Source organism: Nitrosomonas sp., assembly GCF_022842015.1.
Taxonomy (GTDB): Bacteria; Pseudomonadota; Gammaproteobacteria; order Burkholderiales; family Nitrosomonadaceae; genus Nitrosomonas.
On sequence record NZ_JALHQJ010000026.1, the window covers coordinates 1 to 20,689 of the forward strand.

At 44.9% G+C, this 20,689-nt stretch carries 15 protein-coding genes; 5 read left to right on the forward strand and 10 right to left on the reverse strand.

Annotated features, from left to right (window positions below; all coding sequences use genetic code 11):
• Both Q0C11_RS06480 and rluB read left to right on the forward strand, forming a co-directional pair.
• Nucleotides 1-1,002: calcium-binding protein (locus Q0C11_RS06480; protein ID WP_367273738.1), on the forward strand; the 1,002-nt coding region annotated here is incomplete at its 5' end.
• A 208-nt stretch (nt 1,003-1,210) separates the two neighbouring features.
• Nucleotides 1,211-2,062 (forward strand): 23S rRNA pseudouridine(2605) synthase RluB, encoded by an 852-nt coding sequence (rluB, locus tag Q0C11_RS06485; RefSeq protein ID WP_293006750.1) that lies wholly within the window; start codon nt 1,211-1,213, stop codon nt 2,060-2,062.
• Nucleotides 2,063-2,078: 16 nt separating this feature from the next.
• On the opposite strand, the gene chrA is transcribed toward rluB, so the two are convergent.
• The 7 genes from chrA to metE all read right to left on the reverse strand — a co-directional run bounded on the left by chrA (nt 2,079) and on the right by metE (nt 12,486).
• Complete coding sequence (gene chrA, locus Q0C11_RS06490; RefSeq protein ID WP_293006751.1) at nt 2,079-3,437, reverse strand: chromate efflux transporter; 1,359 nt, start codon at nt 3,435-3,437, stop codon at nt 2,079-2,081.
• Nucleotides 3,438-3,478: 41 nt separating this feature from the next.
• Nucleotides 3,479-4,567 carry an aminopeptidase gene (locus tag Q0C11_RS06495; protein WP_293006752.1) on the reverse strand — a complete coding sequence of 363 codons (1,089 nt, stop codon included), beginning with the start codon at nt 4,565-4,567 and terminating at the stop codon, nt 3,479-3,481.
• 236 nt (nt 4,568-4,803) lie between these two features.
• Nucleotides 4,804-6,222 (reverse strand): threonine synthase, encoded by a 1,419-nt coding sequence (thrC, locus tag Q0C11_RS06500; RefSeq protein WP_293006753.1) that lies wholly within the window; start codon nt 6,220-6,222, stop codon nt 4,804-4,806.
• A gap of 76 nt (nt 6,223-6,298) precedes the next feature.
• Nucleotides 6,299-7,612, reverse strand: coding sequence for a homoserine dehydrogenase (locus Q0C11_RS06505; RefSeq protein WP_293006754.1), 1,314 nt, complete (start codon nt 7,610-7,612; stop codon nt 6,299-6,301).
• 84 nt (nt 7,613-7,696) lie between these two features.
• A complete protein-coding gene (locus tag Q0C11_RS06510; RefSeq protein WP_293006755.1) occupies nt 7,697-8,923 on the reverse strand; it encodes a pyridoxal phosphate-dependent aminotransferase in 1,227 nt (408 codons plus the stop codon).
• 448 nt (nt 8,924-9,371) lie between these two features.
• The gene (locus Q0C11_RS06515) at nt 9,372-10,115 is read right to left on the reverse strand and encodes a CADD family putative folate metabolism protein (protein WP_293006756.1); all 744 of its coding nucleotides are present in this window, start codon (nt 10,113-10,115) and stop codon (nt 9,372-9,374) included.
• 70 nt (nt 10,116-10,185) lie between these two features.
• Nucleotides 10,186-12,486 (reverse strand): 5-methyltetrahydropteroyltriglutamate--homocysteine S-methyltransferase, encoded by a 2,301-nt coding sequence (gene metE, locus Q0C11_RS06520; RefSeq protein ID WP_293006779.1) that lies wholly within the window; start codon nt 12,484-12,486, stop codon nt 10,186-10,188.
• A 101-nt stretch (nt 12,487-12,587) separates the two neighbouring features.
• Here metE and Q0C11_RS06525 point away from each other — a divergent pair, with 101 nt between their 5' ends.
• Nucleotides 12,588-13,487 (forward strand): LysR family transcriptional regulator, encoded by a 900-nt coding sequence (locus Q0C11_RS06525; RefSeq protein ID WP_293006757.1) that lies wholly within the window; start codon nt 12,588-12,590, stop codon nt 13,485-13,487.
• A 134-nt stretch (nt 13,488-13,621) separates the two neighbouring features.
• Here Q0C11_RS06525 and Q0C11_RS06530 read toward each other — a convergent pair whose 3' ends face one another.
• Both Q0C11_RS06530 and Q0C11_RS06535 read right to left on the reverse strand, forming a co-directional pair.
• Complete coding sequence (locus Q0C11_RS06530; protein WP_293006758.1) at nt 13,622-13,873, reverse strand: FmdB family zinc ribbon protein; 252 nt, start codon at nt 13,871-13,873, stop codon at nt 13,622-13,624.
• A 99-nt stretch (nt 13,874-13,972) separates the two neighbouring features.
• Entirely contained in the window at nt 13,973-14,626 is a 654-nt protein-coding gene (locus Q0C11_RS06535; protein ID WP_293006759.1) for a carbonic anhydrase, read from the reverse strand.
• A 261-nt stretch (nt 14,627-14,887) separates the two neighbouring features.
• Between Q0C11_RS06535 and Q0C11_RS06540 the strand changes: the two genes are divergently transcribed.
• Nucleotides 14,888-16,450: a sigma 54-interacting transcriptional regulator gene (locus Q0C11_RS06540; protein ID WP_293006760.1), complete on the forward strand. Its 1,563-nt coding sequence runs from the start codon at nt 14,888-14,890 to the stop codon at nt 16,448-16,450.
• Nucleotides 16,451-16,665: 215 nt separating this feature from the next.
• On the opposite strand, the gene Q0C11_RS06545 is transcribed toward Q0C11_RS06540, so the two are convergent.
• The gene (locus Q0C11_RS06545) at nt 16,666-19,464 is read right to left on the reverse strand and encodes a LamG-like jellyroll fold domain-containing protein (protein WP_293006761.1); all 2,799 of its coding nucleotides are present in this window, start codon (nt 19,462-19,464) and stop codon (nt 16,666-16,668) included.
• Between the two features lie 297 nt (nt 19,465-19,761).
• Between Q0C11_RS06545 and Q0C11_RS06550 the strand changes: the two genes are divergently transcribed.
• Nucleotides 19,762-20,670, forward strand: a complete 909-nt coding sequence (locus Q0C11_RS06550) for a TIGR01777 family oxidoreductase (protein ID WP_293006762.1) — start codon at nt 19,762-19,764, stop codon at nt 20,668-20,670.
• Nucleotides 20,671-20,689: the final 19 nt, after the last annotated feature.

Here is a 20,689-nt window from a genome sequence, read left to right on the forward strand (position 1 = left end):
ACCTTTACTGCGGTCACGGGGTTAACCAGTGCGGATAGCGTGGATGGGGGAACAGGCACGGATACGGTTGCCTTGACGGGTAACACAGCTTTCACGGCAACCAATGATTTTAATAATGTTCAGAATATTGAGGCCATTACAGTAGGCAACACCAACACAGCAATTACAATAACTACGCAGGATACCCTGGTTGCAGCGGGAGCCACCCTGACGCTTACGACTGCCGCCAATTCGGGAGTGCTGACGTTTAATGGCAGCGCAGATACTGATAGCGCGTTCTCGATCACAGGTGGAACGGGCAATGACAGCATAACGGGTGGCGCGGGTAATGACACACTGGCCGGTGGAACCGGCAACGATACGTTAGTCGGCGAGGGAGGCAACGACACCATTACTACTGGTGCCGGCACAGATAGTATTACTGGCGGCGCAGGTGCTGACACGATTACACTGGGTAGCAGCGCCAATGACAATACCCGACAAACGGTAATTTATACTTCGGCTTCTGATGGTGCCGCAGCAGGTGCGAACAGTGGGGCCGATACACTCACCCAATTTGACGCTAATGCTAATACTGCTGCAGATGATTTAATTAAAATCACTGGTACTTTTAAAACATCACTTGATAATGATAGCGATAGCATTCTGGATTATTCGGTAAGCAACGGTACTGATTTAGGAAACCAAGCCATCATCGGTGGCGCTAATCAAGAAGCTACTGTATTGCTCGATGCAGAGCTAGAAGTTGTATTGGCCGACTTCACTGCAGCCGGACTGGCCAACCTGATTGCCGAGCTGGGAGAAGAAATCGACTTTACTGCGATAGCAACTGGAGAGGAACATCTATTCATCATGAATTTTTCCACCACACAAGCTGCACTGGTGAACTATACCGCAGGATCTGGAGGAGACGACGTAATTGTAGCATCGGATATCCAGATTTTGGGTATCGTGACGCATAATGATGGCTCAGGACTGGTAGCAAGCAACCTAACATTTTAGGAAATAGAACTCGTCCCAAGCTTTGATAAGCACGGTTGTTCTCGTTTAACAAGCAAGTACTTATTACTCAGCGTATTGAACGATCGCAACATTGCATGAATAATGATGGATAGTGCATGCTTGCGCTCTGGATAGTTTAAAATCCATCATTGTACGTTACATCAAATGGTCAATTATTAGCCAGCACATTTTCCGGATTTAGACACACATGAAAGCAAACAGGCCAATCAGGCCAGCCAAGAAAAAAGTATCTATCGTAAACAATGAAGCGGCAGAACGATCTCCCGTTCCTTCCAGTATACCGGTAGCGCCCGTTTCCAATACACCGGCAACCACTTTCAAGCTGCAAAAACTACTGGCACAGAAGGGATTAGGCTCACGGCGAGAAATGGAAACACTGATTGCTTCCGGACAAGTCAAACTAAACAGTCAAACAGCTGTGATCGGAGACCGTGCCGGCCCGGGCGACGTGATTCGTATCGGTAGACGCACAATTCGCGTTCATGTGGAAGAAGAGCTACCTAAAGTGCTGCTCTATCACAAACCTGAAGGTGAAATTGTCAGCCGTAATGATCCGCAAGACCGCCCTTCCGTTTTCGACAAACTGCCGTATTTACGATCTTCCAAATGGATCGCTATTGGCCGCCTGGATTTCAATACCAGTGGCCTGCTGATTTTCACCAATGATGGCGCATTAGCCAATCGCATGATGCATCCGCGATTTGAAATGGAGCGAGAATATGCAGTGCGGATACTAGGTGAACTCACCGAGGAGCAAATGAAACAACTGACCACCGGCGTAATGCTAGAAGACGGTGAGGCGGCGTTCACTTATCTGGCTGATCAAGGTGGAGAAGGGGCTAATCACTGGTACCGTGTGATTCTGAAAGAAGGTAAAAATCGCGAAGTGCGGCGCATGTTTGAAGCCATAGGATTGACGGTAAGCCGCCTAATGCGTGTACGTTTCGGCCCAATCAATCTGCCACCCAGGATCAAGCGCGGACAATGGTTGGAGTTAGATGAGAAAGAATCTCGGCGATTGTTGAATTTGATTAAATAACGACTCAACTCATTGACTAGAAATAACCGAGCAGTAAGGTATAACTCAATCCAGCAGCAGCACAAAAACTGATGACCGTTACAATCCCTGTTTTATATTTGAACAAAGCGATATAGGCAGCAATTCCAATCAAAGCCGAAAACCATTCAAATGCAGCATCAAAGCCATCTGGCCACAACACGTGGTAGGCAAAGAAAACTGACAAATTAACAATGACTCCAACTACAGCAGCGGTAATCCCAGTTAAGGGCGCAGTAAATTTAATGTCATGCCGGGTAGCTTCAACAGTGGGCCCTCCCAACAAAATAAAAAGAAAAGATGGCAAGAATGTAAACAAGGTAGCAATGCTAGCCCCGGCAACACCGGCTAGAAAAAGCATGTCTGGACCAAAAATTGCTTTGCTCCAACCACCCACAAAACCGACAAAAGCGACAATCATAATCAGCGGACCCGGCGTAGTTTCACCCAATGCCAAGCCATCGATCATTTGCACTGCATTTAACCACATGTACTGCTCTACCCCACCTTGATACACATACGGCAGAACGGCATAAGCCCCGCCAAATGTCATTAACGCCGCTTTGGTGAAAAACCAGCCCATTTGCGTCAATGTGCCAGCCCAGCCATACTGCATGGCAAGCATAATCATCACACCACACCAAATTAACAACCCGATGACAACAAATGTAATAAACCGGCTCCACTGAAAGCGGGCATGCTCTGGAATCGGTGTATTATCATCAATTAAAGCGGGACCGTAACTATCTTTTGCTTTCACATGATGACTTCCGGTGCGAAATTTATCCGGCATATAATGAGAACCGATATAGCCGATCAAACCCGCCATCAACACAATGTACGGAAAGGGTAAATTGAATACAAAGATGGCAATGAATGCTGCAACCGAAATAGCGCGCAATAGGTTGTTCTGCAAAGCCCGAGAACCAATACGGTAAGCTGCAAAGAGCACAATAGCTGTTACCGCGGGTTTTATACCGTATAAAATACCTGCAATCGCAGGCACTTCGCTATAAATCAGATAGATCCAAGTTAAAGCCACCAGAATAAAAAAAGAAGGCAACACAAAAAGCATACCCGCCACTATGCCTCCCCAAGTACCATGCATCAACCAACCAATATACGTCGCCAGTTGCTGAGCCTCCGGGCCCGGTAGTACCATCGTATAATTGAGTGCATGCAGAAATCGCTGCTCGGAAATCCAGCGTCGTCTTTCGACTAATTCCTGATGCATCATACTAATCTGTCCCGCTGGTCCGCCAAAACTAATGAAACCAAGTTTCAACCAGTAAATAAAAGCTTCCATGAAAGATACCGGATCAGGTCGGCTTTTATTTTGATGTGTTACCTCTGACATGTATTTGTCACTCTATGGATTTTTTAGTGGCGAGTTGAAAGTTATCTTTCGACGACATTCCATTGCTGATTATCTTCGGCAGCTTGTTGTAGGACTGAATTCCGCTCATGCTTCGGCAATTTGCTGATTTTTATCACTGCATCGAAGAAACGCTGCATATCCTGGTCATGTTGTTTGAGTATTCCCTGAAATGCCGGCAACAACTGGGTATAAATAGAAACAGTCGCCAATAATGCATTATTCAAAGTTTGTCCAAACCAACGATCATAACTGCTAAACTCGCTCTTCTCGGCTTTCAAGCGCAAGAATTCATCACGTAATTCATCAAAAATACGCGCTTTACTAACGCGTTTCTCGGAGTCGCTGATATTCGAATGGAAAAGCACTTGCAGTCTTTTCCGATGCTTGAATATCAAGCTGGTAAAAATCGTTTCCCTTTCTTGTCGAGCGCTTAATGCCGTTTGTTCGAATGCCGTGCCGTTGTTTTCAAACCATCGCTTTACACCTTCATGCTCGACTGCAGTGGCAAAAGATTCATTAAAAGCAGTATCCCCCGACACATAAGTAATTTGGTGCGCCAATTCATGAAAAATCAGCCGAGCAAGATCTACTTCGGAGTAACCAATAAAAGTATTCAACACCGGGTCACTAAACCAACCCAGCGTGGAATAGGCACGAATTCCACCGACATGAACATCATAACCTTCCTGCCGGAGCTCTTCTGCATAGTGCTCAGCTTTTGCCTGCGAGAAAAACCCACGATAATTGACGCAACCAACCTGCACAAAGCACCATTCTTTGAGTTTAAGCGAAAGCTCAGGAGAAGCGAACACATTCCACACCACAAAAGGACGCTCTAAATCTGCATAACGGGTATAGCTCAAGTTATCCGGCAATTTCAGCTCCCGACTTGCAAATTCACGCAACTGCATAACCTTAGTCAATGAATCTTTTAATTTTGGATCAATATCCGGGTTTGCAATCACTGTGCTGATCGGCTGCGCACGGTGTATTACCTTAAAATGCCCATCGACAGCTTGCGCATAATAAGAAAGATTAGCGCAAGCGCTGAGCCAGCCAAGCTGGGTCACAGCGATAAAAATCTTTAAGGTATAAGAAATTCGTGACATCACTTTGGTCGATAAAGTAATAGTCTCTCAGAAATAGAAGTTAACTTTGATAACTTAAAACGTTAGAACTACTCTTGTTGTTTACAAGCGAAAGAAAAAATTTGAGTTTGCGGCATAACCTATATCATCAGAAGCTAAAGTGGTTGCAGCTTCGCCAATTCCGTATAAGGCAAATGCCAAGCGAGCATAGATTGTGAGTAACTATTTACGTTATTACTTTCCAGAGGAAGAACAGTCTACGCAGAGAGCTTACATTGCTCGTCAATATAATCCTTAATCGCTTGCGCATCGACATCTTTAACCACATACTGCTGCGGAAGATTCTCTAAATTATCGAAACCGGCCGGGCGTTCTGGTTCACGGCCAATGGCTTCCGCGATGCTTTCAGAAAATTTAGCTGGCAATGCTGTTTCCAGGCAAATGAGTGGCACGCCCGATTCTTGATGCGCTTGCCCTACTTTTAGGCCATCCGCAGTGTGCGTATCAACCAGTACATGATAACGTTTATAGATATCTCGAATGGTTGCGATCCGCGCGGCATGGTTGCTGCTGCCGGATACGAAACCAAAATCCTTGATTGCTGCAAATAATGGCGTGGTTGATAGATCAAAGGCATTACCTTTTTCAACGGCTGACCATAATTCAGCCACCTGCTCTGCATTTCTGCCAGTCAGATCGAAAATAAAACGCTCAAAGTTGGAGGCCTTGGATATATCCATCGAAGGACTACTGGTATGCTGAGTTTCTGTGGTAGTGCGCGGACGATACACACCGGTTCGGAAAAATTCGTCAAGCACATCGTTTTCATTCGTTGCCAGAATCAAATGCTTAATGGGGAGGCCCATCATACGCGCCACATGCCCGGCGCAGATATTGCCAAAATTTCCGGATGGCACGGCAAACGAAACCTGTTCGTCATTATTGCTAGTCGCAGCAAAATAGCCTTTGAAGTAATAAACGACTTGCGCTACAATGCGCGCCCAGTTGATCGAATTGACTGTACCTATGCGGTGCGCTTGCTTGAAGGCATGATCATTGCTGACCGCCTTGACGATATCCTGACAGTCATCGAACACACCACGAATGGCAATATTGAAAATATTCTTATCTTGCAGCGAAAACATTTGTGCGGTTTGAAAGCGACTCATTTTTCCCTGCGGAGATAACATGAAAACCCGAATTCCGTGCTTACCACGCATGGCATATTCGGCACTGGAACCAGTATCACCGGATGTTGCGCCAAGAATATTTAATTCGTCGCCGGTTTTGTCCAATTGATATTGAAACAAATTACCGAGCAACTGCATTGCGATGTCCTTGAATGCCAAAGTCGGACCATTGGATAACCCTAGTATATGCAAGCCGGGCTCCAAGGTTTTTAGCGGTGTGATATCGGCGCTGCCAAAAGCTTCGGCAGTATAGGTTTGATTGATCAGATTGCGCAGATCGTCAGCCGGAATATCGTCAATAAAGCGTGACAGAACTTCGAACGCAAGCGCCGGATAACTCAAACTTCTCCAGACTTCCAATTGCGTCGTTGTGATTTTGGGATAGGCTGCCGGCATCGCCAACCCACCATCCGGCGACAAACCGCTCAAAAGAATTTCAGAAAAAGATTTAGGTGGCATTCCACCACGGGTAGAAATATATTGCATGCTTGATTTTAGTTAGTTTTAAGTAACCGTCTTGTGTCCTGCTTACAAAACGCAGCGATAACCAGTATTCACAGCTTTAATTGTTTAATTCTTCGATGCGAACACGGATCACCTTGCTCGTCACAACGGATAATGATTCAATGTGCGCAATTGCCGCATTGATATTCTTTTCAGCCGTCAAATGCGTCAACATGATAATGCCGACTTTGTCGGAGTCACTGCTGGCTTCTTTCTGGATCATGGCGCTGATAGAAATATTATTCTCTGCCACGATGCGTGTAATTTCAGCCATCACGCCCGGTTTATCAATCACTTGCAAGCGCAGATAATACGAAGTTTCGACTTCTTCCATCGGAATAATCGGCGTATCGGATAATGAATCCGGCTGGAATGATAAAGTTGGAACGCGATGCATCGGATCAGCGGTTTGCATGCGTGTCACATCGACCAAATCCGCAATTACCGAACTGGCGGTTGGTTCAGCTCCTGCTCCAGCACCATAATAAAGCGTCGCACCAACCGCATCACCGTTAACGACAACTGCATTCATCACGCCTTCGACGTTAGCGATTAAACGCCGCATTGGAATTAATGTGGGATGCACACGCAGTTCAATCCCTTTTGCCACACGTTTGGTAATCCCCAGCAGTTTGATCCGATAACCGAGCTCTTCGGCATAGCGGATATCCTCGCCGGTTAGTTTGGTTATTCCTTCGGTATATACTTTGCTGAATTGCACCGGTATACCAAATGCAATCGCCGACATCAAAGTGATTTTGTGCGCAGCATCAATGCCCTCAATATCATAGGTAGGATCGGCCTCGGCATAGCCGAGCTTTTGCGCCTGTGCCAGAACTTGCTCAAACGACAATCCCTTTTCGCGCATTTCAGACAAAATAAAATTTGCCGTGCCATTAATGATTCCGGCTATCCAGGTAATGCGATTGGCCGTCAACCCTTCACGCAGCGCTTTAATAATCGGAATACCACCCGCCACTGCAGCCTCAAAGGCGACGATCACGCCTTTGGCGCGAGCCGCAGCAAAAATTTCGGTGCCGTGATTCGCCAGCAAAGCCTTATTGGCTGTTACCACATGCTTGCCATTGGCGATTGCTTCCAGAATCAGATCCTTGGCAATAGTCTGGCCACCGATCAGTTCTACCACGATATCAATGTCAGGATTTTTAGTAATCTCATGCGCATCGGCAGTCACAGTCACACCAGAACCTGCCAAACTCCGGGCTTTATCCAGATCTTTGTCGGCTATCATCTTGACGACAATTTCCCGGCCCGCACGGCGCGCGATCTCCTCCTGGTTACGTTTGAGAACAGTGTATGTGCCACCACCAACGGTGCCAATGCCTAATAAACCAATGTGAATGGGTTTCATAAATTCAAATAAAAAATAAACAATTAGATTGATGCGTGATTATAGGGATCAACTGACGAGAAATAAAGTCAAAGCACTTGATGATTAAGTACCATGGCGCTTGCGGTAGTGTTGCAAAAAATGCGCAATGCGACCGCAAGCCTCAGTCAAATCATCCGCATTGGGCAAAAACACCACGCGGAAATGATCTGGATTCATCCAGTTAAAACCTGTTCCCTGCACTATTAAAACCTTCTCTTCGAGCAAAAGCTCCAGTGCAAATTTTTGATCGTCTTCAATCGGATAAATCTCGGGATCCAGGCGCGGAAACAAATACAACGCCGATTGTGGCTTAAAACAAGTTACGCCGGGAATATCGGTCAGCAATTTCCACGCCACATCGCGCTGGCGCATTAATCGGCCCGTAGGTAAAGTTAGGTCATAAATACTTTGATAACCCCCCAATGCGGTTTGAATCCCGAATTGCGACGGCACATTCGCGCACAATCGCATGGATGCCAGCATATTCAATCCTGCAATGTAATCTCGAGCATGACTTTTTTCGCCCGATACCACCGCCCAACCGGAACGGAAACCAGCCGCGCGGTAATTTTTGGATAATCCGTTGAACGTCACAAACAAAACATCCTCCGCCAGTGACGCAATCGAGGTATGCGCTGCTTGTTCATACAATATCTTGTCGTAGATCTCATCCGCATAAATGATCAACTGATGCTGCCGAGCAATTTCGATGATCTCGAGCAGTAATTCATTCGTATAGAGTGCGCCGGTGGGATTATTGGGGTTGATAATAACAATCGCACGTGTCTTGGATGTAATTTTGGCACGGATATCATCCAGGTTTGGCAACCAACCCGACTCTTCATCGCACAGATAATGTTTAGCTATCCCACCTGAAAGCACGACCGCAGCAGTCCACAATGGATAGTCCGGCATCGGAATCAACACTTCATCGCCATTATCCAGTAACGCCTGCATCGTCAAAACAACCAGTTCAGATACGCCATTGCCAATAAAGATATCATCCAACTGCACATTTTTAATCTGTTTTTCCTGCGTGTAATGCATGATCGCCTTACGCGCAGCAAATAATCCTTTAGAGTCGCAATAACCGGAAGCCTCCGATAAATTACGAATCACATCCTGCAGAATTTCTTCGGGTACATCAAAACCAAACGTCGCTGGGTTACCAATATTCAGTTTGATAATGTGATGGCCTTCTTCCTCCATTTGACGGGCGCGTTCAAGCACCGGTCCACGAATGTCATAACAAACATTCATCAGTTTTCTGGATTTTAGAATTGGGCGCATGGCAATAACAATGTTTTGGTTTTGCGAAGATCGAATTACAATCCCCACTTACTTAGATATACAAAAGTTATTTGAGTGAGACGAACGTAGCATTATATACGCTAAACGCGCCGCTATCCGGCAAACTTTCAGCAGAAAACTAAAGCCCATCATCGAAAATCACTGACTTAGCTGACGCTTGGAATAGGCAGTTGCCTCAAAAGTGTCAATAAATAAGCCAATCCTTCGGTCATTCTAAAGGATTGGCTTATTTATTGAGTCCTACACTGCGCTCTTATTATTACAACACTCAGATTATGCTAACAGCCTTAATCCAAGGTATGGAAGACGATGATTAACGACGTAAGTGCGGCAATACTCAACTATGACAAGCCCAGTAGAAACATAATCACGGAATTAGTGTTCACACTGAACTTGTCACAAGTGATTGAAGCAAATTTTCGTATGCTTAATGTAAGACTACTGCTTCTTTTTGCTCGCACATCAGGTTAGCGCAATAGGTCTCATGGATTCCATCCAGGAAACCCCATAGTGCATCGCAAGCTTCTTGAGTTGCAGCTAACACTTCTGCTTGTTTTTCTGGATTATCGGCAAACCGCTCGATGATTGCCCACTCAGCTTGAGAATGATAAACATCGGCCTTTTGATGGACTGAGAAGAATTCATAATCCTCAGGATTCTTCATACCATAAAACTTAGCCAATCCATCAATTTTTACCGCAGCAATGTCGGGCACTTGTGATTCAAACGCGTGCAACGCTGCCAGCCCTGCATAGAAAGGCCGATTTAAGCAAATATCCCGGAATGTAGAAACAAGCTTTTCGGTAGTCGGCAATGCAGATGCATTAGCTAAACTCTTGTCATTTGCACCTAATGCAAAAGCAAAATTTTTCCATAAAGCCGGATGATTTTTTTCGCCATGTTCTTCATCAATCAGATTTTTCAATACTTCCTGGCGCACGCTGATATCACCGCTATTTGATTCCGAATGCATATGTGGCGTATTGAAATGTACTGCGCTTAGATAGGTGGGCTCAGCCAATACATTATAGAAATATTGCTCAGCGTAATGGCGTAATTGTCCCTTCGTTAATTTGCCTTCAGTCCAGGCAACATAGAACGGATGTTTAAGCAGATGTTTTTCGCCAATAATGGCAGTGACTTTTTGCTTGAATATGGTATTGGTCGTCATGATTACTCCTTTTAAACCGTGATGGATAAAGTGTTGCATATCATCGCTAAATAACATCGGCAAGTCAAATTTAGCTGATCTGTCCCGTGCTTAAATTGCGGGCTAAATGCCGGCTGGCAGCTATCATATTGTGCAATGCCGGTTTTACTTCTTCCCAAGTACGCGTTTTTAGCCCGCAATCCGGATTCACCCACAAACGCGCAACAGGTATTCGTTGCGCAGCTTTCTCCATTAATTCAATAATAGAATCAACAGAAGGTATATTGGGTGAGTGGATATCATACACCCCTGGGCCAATTTCATTCGGATATCGGAACTGATTAAAGGCATCCAGCAGCTCCATATCTGAGCGCGACGTCTCAATTGTAATTACATCAGCATCCATGCGTGCTATCGCCGCCATAATGTCATTGAATTCCGAATAACACATATGCGTATGAATTTGTGTTTCATCTTTTACGCCGTTTGCGGTGATACGGAATGCACGAATAGCCCAGTCCAGATAATCATTCCATTGCGATTTTCTGAGCGGCAGTCCTTCTCTCATTGCAGCTTCATCAATCTGAATAATTTTAATGCCCACTTGTTCCAAAGCCAGAACTTCATCGCGTATCGCAAGCGCCAACTGCATGCATGTTTGTGCACGAGACTGATCATCACGCACAAATGACCAATTCAGCATCGTCACTGGGCCCGTAAGCATTCCTTTCATCGGCTTACGGGTAAGCGATTGAGCATATTGAATCCATTCTGTAGTGATTACATGCGAATGTGAAACATCGCCATAAATAATCGGTGGCTTGACACACCGTGATCCATAAGACTGCACCCAGCCAAATTGAGTAAAAGCAAATCCGGCAAGTTGCTCGCCGAAATACTCCACCATATCGTTACGCTCCGGCTCACCATGCACCAAAACATCCAGCCCCAATGCTTCCTGTTCACGCACACAAAATTCAATTTCTTTACGCATCGCTTTCTGATAATCCGTTTCCAGCAGTTTACCTGCACGAAAATCACGGCGTTTCTGCCTGATTTCCAACGTCTGCGGGAAAGAACCAATCGTTGTGGTAGGAAACAGCGGCAATCGGAATTGCTTCCTTTGCACGACTGATCGCTGATCATAAGACGATTGACGCATACCCATCGCCTCATTGATTTCACGTACACGCGCTTTCGTATTCTCGTAATGTACACGTTTGGATTGCTTGCGGTTAGAAACTGACGCGCTATTTTCCTGCAGAATCCCAGAGACACTTTCTCTGCCATGATCCAAAGCATTTGCCAGCACTTCGATTTCATTTAATTTCTGTGTAGCGAATGCCAGCCACGACCAAATATCTGCGTCGAGTTTCTGCTCACTATCCAGGTCAACCGGCACGTGCAGTAAAGAACAGGAAGGCGCAAGCCAAAGTCGCTCTTGCAGGCGCGCATGCACCGGCTCCAGCCAATTGAGTGTCTGAGTTAAATCGGTTTTCCAAATATTGCGCCCGTTGACAATGCCCAGCGAAAGTATTTTATGCCCGGGTAGCCAGTCTATGACCTTGTCAATTTCGTCACGGGCCGTGACAGCATCCAAATGCAATCCCTGAACCGGTAATTCGCAAGCAAGCTGCAGATTGTCTTGCAACTGTCCAAAATATGTCGTCAACATCAGATTGACAGGCGTAGCTTGCAATTGATAATAAGCCTTTCGCACAGCATATTTCCACTCTTGTGTCAGTTCCATGACCAGAACTGGCTCGTCGATTTGCACCCAATGAATACCTGCATGCTTGAGTAGATCGAGCAATTGCACATAGACGCCGATTAAATCGTCCAATCGATCAAGCTTATCGCTACCATCCTTGGATTTCCCCAGCCATAAATAAGTGACCGGCCCGAGAATGACCGGTTTAATCTGCTGATGGATTTTCTGAGCTTGTTGGATTTGTTCGAGTAAATGGTCGGCATTCAGCGCAAACCGTGTATTTCGGTTAAACTCGGGTACGATATAGTGATAGTTGGTATCAAACCATTTTGTCATTTCACCCGCATTAACACATGAATGAACAGCAGCATCGTGTGCCGAACGACCTCTTGCCACACGAAAATAATTATCTATCGGATTGCTGGCAGAAAATGAACTGACCCGCTCCGGAATATTGCCCAACATAAAACTCATATCCAGCACATGATCGTATAATGAAAAATCACCCACCGGAATCCAATCGAGCATGGATTGATCCTGCCAATGTTGGATGCGAAGGTCTGTTGCGGTGTCAGATAAAGCTTGTTCAGAAATGTCACCTTTCCAGTATTTTTCCAAGGCAAATTTTAATTCCCGGTTTCTACCAATGCGCGGAAACCCAAGATTGTGTGTTGTTACCATAATTTCATCACCACTCATAAATATTGATTGAGTTATTGTACGAGTATTGATCAATGAGCAATAATGATAACTTTTGACCTATCAATAAGGTTTTCTCATAAATGATCGAACACAGCCACCTTAAGATTATTTACGCGCTTCATATCAATGGTACGCTTACTGAAGCTGCCAATGCGCTATGTTTAAGCCAACCCGCCTTATCACATCAGATTAGCTACCTGGAAAGGAAACTAAGCGTTGCGCTATGGGAACGTGAAGGCCGCAACTTGCGTTTGACACAAGCAGGAAAACTCCTGCTAGAAGTAGCCAACCAAGTATTACCGGTTTTGTCCCAAGCGGAAAAAACACTTGGGGCCTACAGCGAAGGCCGGCAAGGAATTTTACGCATCGGTGTGGAATGCTACCCGTGCTTTGAATGGCTCACGGGGATGATTGGCCAGTACATGCGGAAAATGCCTGAGATGGATATCGATATCGTGCAAAAATTCCAATTCACCGGATTGGAAGGTTTGCTAAACCATCATATCGATGTTTTGGTCACACCCGACATGGTCAAAAAAGAACCTATCGCTTATGAAACCTTGACTGAATATCAATTGGTATTGCTCGTATCTGCGGATCATCCGTTGGCAGATATAAAGCATGTAACGCCTGAACTTCTGGGCAAGGAAACCTTGTTAACTTTCCCAGTGCCACTGGAGAGACTGGATATTCTGACGCATTTTATGACGCCCGCACACCTTGAACCAGCCAAGCTAAAGCAAATAGAGTCCTTAGAAATCATGTTACAAATGACCGCGCTCAAGCGCGGAGTTTGTATCTTGCCCGAATGGCTGGCCGATATTAAAGGCAAAGAGCTCAGACTCAGAAAAATTCGCATTGGCAAAAAAGGACTGTATCAGAAATTATTACTAGCAATGCGAGAACCTGACAAGGCTATTCCGTATATCCAGAAATTTATTGCAGTGGGGCAGAAAATAGCAGAAGATTCGACGACATAACTTCAAGATGTTTCCGGCAAACAAACATTCAATTGGAACACTTGCAGGATTGCTTTCACTACATTGAACAATGACTTATTATCAGAGTGACATAACATTCTGTCCTACAACATGAATAGAGCTTTACTCTGCGCTTAAGAATGCTGATGATTCTTACATCCGCATCCAGGTCCATGCACATGATTTACCTGTTCGGTTTTCGGCTGCAGCGAGTGCATTGCCAGATCACGGCCACGTGCCATGTTGCCGTGCATTGCAGGAGCAGAAAGAATAATTTTTTCTGTTGCACTTCCGCAGGCTAAGCAATTTGGATTGGATGCATTGATTGAGTGGCGCATTTCGAATTGTAACTTGCACTGTGTGCACAAATAGTCATAAGTTGGCATTTAGAATCGCTATCTATTCATATGATGTTTCTCAAGAATATTAAGACGTGACCACTTGATATCACAAATGATCACGCTTTCAGTCTGTAGTTCTTGAATTTAGCTCCAACGAGGCGGTTGCTTCCCTTTGACACCAAATTGATCTGAAGTGACATCGGTTCTAGCTCTTTTTTCAGCGTCTCGTGTGGGCGCTCTCAATCGACGCGTCTCAACTTCCCAAACCCAGCCGCTGATGACCACATCTTTGGGAATTAGCGGATGGTTCTTAAATGTTTCTATCGTTTTCATACAAGTTTCATCTACATCATCCATCATCCCAATCCATTTGGCAAAAGCCCCTTGTTCGAGTTTCAATTCGGGCAATGTCGGGTCCAGCGCAATATTATCGGTGTCGACTCCCTTGTCGCGCAACATTTTCTCCAGATCAGTCGCATTTGCAGAAAGCATGCCGCATTGCGTATGCTGCACTATGACGATTTCCTTAGTGCCAAAAAAATTGCAAGTCAGCATCGCCGAGCGAATTGCATCGTCAGTGACGATACCCCCTGCATTGCGGAAACAGTGCGCATCCCCGCCACCTACCGGAGTATCTACTTGGATACCGAGTGCCTCATTGATCGGCAAACGTTCGTCCATGCAAGTCAGCACCCACAACTTTCGGTTATTATGTCCGTCCGGACCATGGCGGCGACGCTCTGCCCAGTGATCATATGCGGCGACGCGTGCGCTCAATTCCTCTTTGAGTGTTTTCAATTTTGAATCTCCTTGTTAATACGTAGAATTTTAAAATCCTTACTGATCTACTGTTTCATTAGAATTATGACGGTTGTATAACGGATGCTTAGTCCGTACATCTGGTTATTTTAGATGCATTAAAAATACATGCAATTACCATGCCACTTAGAAATAAATATATTAATCATCAATTACAACAAGTTAACTTTAAAGCATTGCCACATTTGTGCAGCTATGCTTCAATTAGTGAAGCCTAACTTCACATCCAAGCCATGATCTATGAAAAATAGCCCTCTATCCGAGTTAACACCCGTCTTTTTTTTGCAAACTTTTATTCTTGAACTGATGCATGCCAGCGAACAACAAGGTCAAAAGCATTGCGAACAATTGATTGAGCATATCGCCAAAACTGCTGGATGCTTCTTTGAAGAAACTTATCGAGATAACGCGCACAAAAGCGAGCAGCTCGATGTTGAAAGCTACACCGAACTCATACTCGATATTAAGAATAATATTGGCGGTAAATTTTCACTTGTTTCCAGCAATCAGGACTGCATCACTGTTACAAATTCCCGCTGTCCTTTCGGCGAACAAGTGACCAATTTTCCTGAGTTATGCAGAATGACCTCCAGTGTATTTGGAGGCATCGCGGCCAGAAACTTTGGTTATGCCAAAGTTGAAATCAAGAAAAGCATAGCCCGCCAGGATGGTAAATGTGATGTCTGTATTTACACCAACCCCCAAGCGGCAAAAGGGCATGCTGGAATGGAATATACCGATACAACACCCGTCAAGGAAATTAATGATATAAATGAATTGCAGTGCCGGATTGAGACAAACCTGCAAAGACTTTGGCACAAGCAAAGCAAGCAAATATCAAAAAAACATCAACCTCCTGCGATCATAGCAAAATCACCGATGATGCAAAAAATACTGCAATCGATCGAGGTTATTGCACCTACTCCAGCGACGGTGTTAATTCAGGGCCAAACGGGCGCAGGTAAAGAATTGATAGCACGCGCCATACACGCGATGAGTGATCGCCACCACAAACCATTTATCACCATTAACTGTGGCGCAATTCCGGAGAGTCTGATTGAAACCGCTTTGTTTGGACACGAGAAAGGCGCTTTTACTGGCGCCATAGAAGTACACCATGGCTATTTCGAGCGAGCCGAAGGCGGCACTTTGTTCCTGGACGAAGTTGATTCATTATCGCCCGCTGCACAAACCCGTTTACTTCGTGTAATCCAGGAAGCAGAGCTGGAAAGAGTCGGCGGAAAACAAACATTGGCGGTTGATGTCAGGATCATCTCAGCCACAAACCAGAATCTGGAAAATCTGGTCAAGCAGGATTTATTTCGCAATGACTTATATTATCGCATCAACGTAGTCCGCTTAAACATCCCTTCGTTGACCGAGCGACCGGAAGACTTACCTTACCTTGTGCAATTGATTATCCAGCGGTTGAACAATCGGTATAACAAAGAAATTGAGTCAGTAAGTCGTGAAGTCATGCAAAAAATACGCGCCTATCATTGGCCAGGTAATGTTCGCGAGCTGGAAAATATTCTTGAGCGCAGCATGCTGTTTGCCTGTGGCAAAGAAATGACCGAACTGGATTTAGAGCTTCCACTTGAGGTCGGAGATGTTGTGGAATGGAAAGATTTAAAAGAACATACGCTTGCCAAGATAGAGAAATCGTTTCTTGAAACAACTTTAAAACAGCATTACGGGAATATAAAAAGTGTCTCTGAAAACATGGGAATCACATCGCGTGCTATTTACGCTAAGCTAAAGAAATACAAAATCAACTTAGCAGATTTCAGAAGTCATAAGTAGTCGATCCTGAATAACAACAAGCAATTGATGCTAGGCATAAATACTCTGTTTTTGAATGATCATAACGACTATAAATGTCAAAATAGCATTATATTTCTGGTCGACAGGGTCAGAAAAAACAAAATACTAATTTTTACTATCAAATGCTTGGGCGTATTTCAGGGGCGACTAAATAATCACCGACATAAGCTAGTGCTTGTTTAGTTTATTGTACTTCAAAAACCGAAGATATCATTAACTGTAACCAAGAGGACCTGAGTGTCGACCCCGCCTTGCCCATCGTCAGCCTGGATAGTTACCTCGTAAATATTGTCGTGATTGGCGTCCAATGGCGTTTCGAAATCCGGTGCGCTCGCAAAACTTAATGCCCCGCTATTGGCATCAATGTTGAACAGTACTAGATCGTTGCCGCCACTGATACTGTAGGACAGTGTGTCACCGATATCTATATCGCCAGCTATTACCGTTGTTACCAATGTTGCATTCTCATTAACCGTAAGGTTAGCGCTTGCAGCACCGCCATCTGAGGAAATTACCGGCGCATCATTGACATTGCTCACACTTATTCTGACAGTGTCGCCATTCTCACCCCTGATCCCATCACTCGCCTTATATCTAAAGCTATCTATTCCGAAAAAATTTGCATCCGGGGTATATGTAAACGATCCGTTTGGATTCAGATTCAGTGTTCCATGCCTGGTATTGGACACAAGCGTGGCCGTCAGTGTATGTCCGGCATCATCAAAGTCATTACTCAGCACACCCAATAAAGAAGGCACATTAAGGCTACTTTCTTCTTGCGTTGCGTATCCTTCCCAACCGGGTTCCTGTGCCGCAACTGCGCCACCCAATGCGCCATCATTATTCAGCGGTGAAATATCATCGACCAGAGTGCCTGTTCCCTCGTTTAATCTCCAATTTCCTGCCAGGCCAGTCTCTGAACCTGATAGATATTGATTATAATTTGCGGAAATTTCTGCACCGGTACGGACAATGCTCCAAATTCGCACCTCTCCAATCAAACCATCAAAATATTTCCCTGGCGGATTATTAGAACGCCCACCTATTCGTAAATCATCTAGCACCGGATGCGCATCGCCGATTACGCCAGAACCATTGTAGGTATGTACTAATGTTCCTTCCGCATATGTTTTAACAACACCGTTGTCGTAGGAAACAGCAATATGAGTCCACTCATTGGCAGATACAACATGACCGGTATCGTACCAAGTCCATCCCGGATCGGTATTACTAAAAGCCCAGCGTATAGTTCCATCGGGAAATAAGCCAACCTCATATTCCCCCTCTTTATTAATAATCATTTGATTCACGTTACTTGAGCTATTCGGTTTAATCCATGCTTCCATAGTCATGGTTGCAGTCATCTCAAGATTAGAATTATTGCCGATTTGAATGTAATCATTAATACCATCAAAATTAAGGAAGAATTCATCAAATACTTGAGGTGCATGCCTGTTTCCTGTCGGTGAAACAGGATTAGTCAATGCCGACCCATCATTGACTGGGGTTTGACTATCGAGAAAACCGGTTTCGATTTTATCAAGTACCGTCACCAGATTATTAGGGGCAAATTGGTTGACGACATTTTCTAAACTGCCACTCGGTAAACTTTCTACAGCTGCCAACGCAACATCAGTTTGTACGAGTGTTTGCACTTTAACCATGTCGGACAAACTGGTGAGCGCGTTAGAGATTCGGCCATCTTCAAACTGACTGGCAGTTTCTTGTACCAGTGCATTCATTCCACGCAGTAACTCGGCAGCTTGCCCAATAAGTGTGTCGGCCAATTCTATTTTTTCTGGTGCACTGTCTGCATCGATAATACCCATCGCTATTAGCGTATCTTTTATGATGGCCATGAGTGTTTGTTTATTGCTTAAATCCAGCCAATTATTTGTGCTAGCGGATGTGACTAGATGCGCAGATAGCGTGTTAAGTATAAATTGCTCGACTCTAAAGTAACTTGGCACAAGTTTATCCAGCAAGGGTTGGACAACATTAAGTAAATTGACGACTTGTGTAACTATCGATTGTATTTTGACAGCGGCTACCTTCTGCTCCAGGGTAGTGCCATATAAGCTGCTGGCAATGGGATCGAATACGGACAAGTCTACACGCGGCACATCAAATCCCTTGAAAAGCAGTCCTTCTGCTATATCTATGCTCAGCGTCTGATCGTTGCGCAACATTACGCTTATCAAAGTTGTCAGTGGCGTCATAACCACTGCGCCTTCCGGCGCCATCAATCTGCCAGCAAATGGTTTACCGGTCGCCCAATCGATTCCGCCTATGGCGAAATATTGACCCCGGGGCACATCATCCACAAATGAGAATACACCCGCTACATTGGTTGTTGTGCTGTATTCACCTGCGCCTAAAATACCGTCTCCGTTTTCATCGATAAAAACCGTAGCGCCACTGATATAGCCATCCAGAACTGTACCGCTTATTGTGTTATCGCTAAACCGGGCAATCAACTCGGCGGCACTTTGTTCTGCTGCCTGCAATGAGGCATTTGACGCACCAATGCCTTGCATCCATTCGCGCACTACACTATGTATTGATATCCCATGATAATCGCTGTCTTTATCGAGATTTTCCAGTAAATCGGTAAAATTCTCAGCAGCAGTTGCACGCTGATCCAATACCTGCCTTGGCTCTCCAGTCAATTCACTAATTACAAACACGAATAGTTTAGACCAAGTATCAATACCACGATCCATAAAATCATGAGTTACTTGCGCGGCTTCATTATCCGATAATCTTAGCCCCAGAGCGTTCGATGCCATGGCCTGTACCAAGCCGCTAATGCCGTTCCGAGTCAGTGGAACTTGGTTGTTCATATATGCATCCACAACCACCGCAACAGACTGCCAATCGCCAGCTGCCTCATATAAATCCGAAATTTCACTACGCAGCTTTACCGAAGCAGGTATGCCCATTGCAAGCAAAATGATTTGTTGTACGACACTACTTGTGGCACTTGGTGACATCAAAGAGCTCCTCATAATCACAATAATAGAACAATTATTTAGCAGGTTATTATGAATTATGCGAAGAATTCACTGTGTCAGAAAAGAAGAAATTTTTAGGCTTATTTCTCGGAATTACTTGAATTTATCAGACAACAAAAATCAATTACCCAAACTCCATATCTCACGATAAATTAATGATAATTTCATACGAATAAGGTATTGATTGTGCCGGTAGCGCCACAAGGCTCGACTGCAAAAAATCAGTAATGGGTGTATCCTGCATTTATCTTCATATCTGTCCATAAGCATACCAAAATGAATATACTTATAACGGGCGCAACGGGATTTATCGGTCGTCACCTGGTGCGACGATTGCAGCGGGATCACCACACGATCACAGTACTGAGTCGCAACGGCAAACACGCAAGCCAGATGCTCGGTGTACCTGCATTTGACTGGGACTATGTCACACAAGACGTGCCTGCTGAAGCATTGCAAGATTGTCAGATCATCATCAATCTGATGGGTGAGAATCTAGGAGATGGCCGCTGGACCGAGGCGCGCAAGCACGAGATTTATGCTTCACGCATACTCAGCACGCGAAAGCTCGTAGCTGCTACGCCAGATCGTTTACAAGCTTTCATTTGCGGTTCGGCAATCGGTATTTATCCAGGCATAGGCGATGATTTGTATGACGAGTCCTATGCAGTGCCTGAGCAACTCAGTTTTATGCAAACCATTTGCCATGATTGGGAATCGGAAGCAGCTCGGATTGAGCATGGAAGCGTACGTCGCGTCAGTATCCGCACTGGAGTAGTGCTGGGTAATGGCGGCATGCTGCAAAAACTATTGCCGATTTTCAAATCAGGATTAGGCGGGCCTGTCGGCAATGGCAAACAATGGCTGCCGTGGATACATATTGACGACATTATTTCGATTTATCACGAAGCGGCACTTGATACTCGTTATCAGGGTGCAATCAATGCCGTATCCCCCAATCCGGTACGCTATCGCGAATTTTCAACTAAATTGGGTGAAGCACTGCATCGCCCTTCTTTCTTCCCTACCCCGGCATTTATCCTAAAACTAGCATTGGGCGAAGCAGCTGCATTGGCTTTAAACAGTTATCACGTCACCCCCAAAAGGTTATTGGAAGAATATGATTTCAAATTCAAATTTGATAATTTATCGGCGGCACTGGCCGATTTATTTGCCGAAAGCTAATTCTTCACGCTAAATAAAT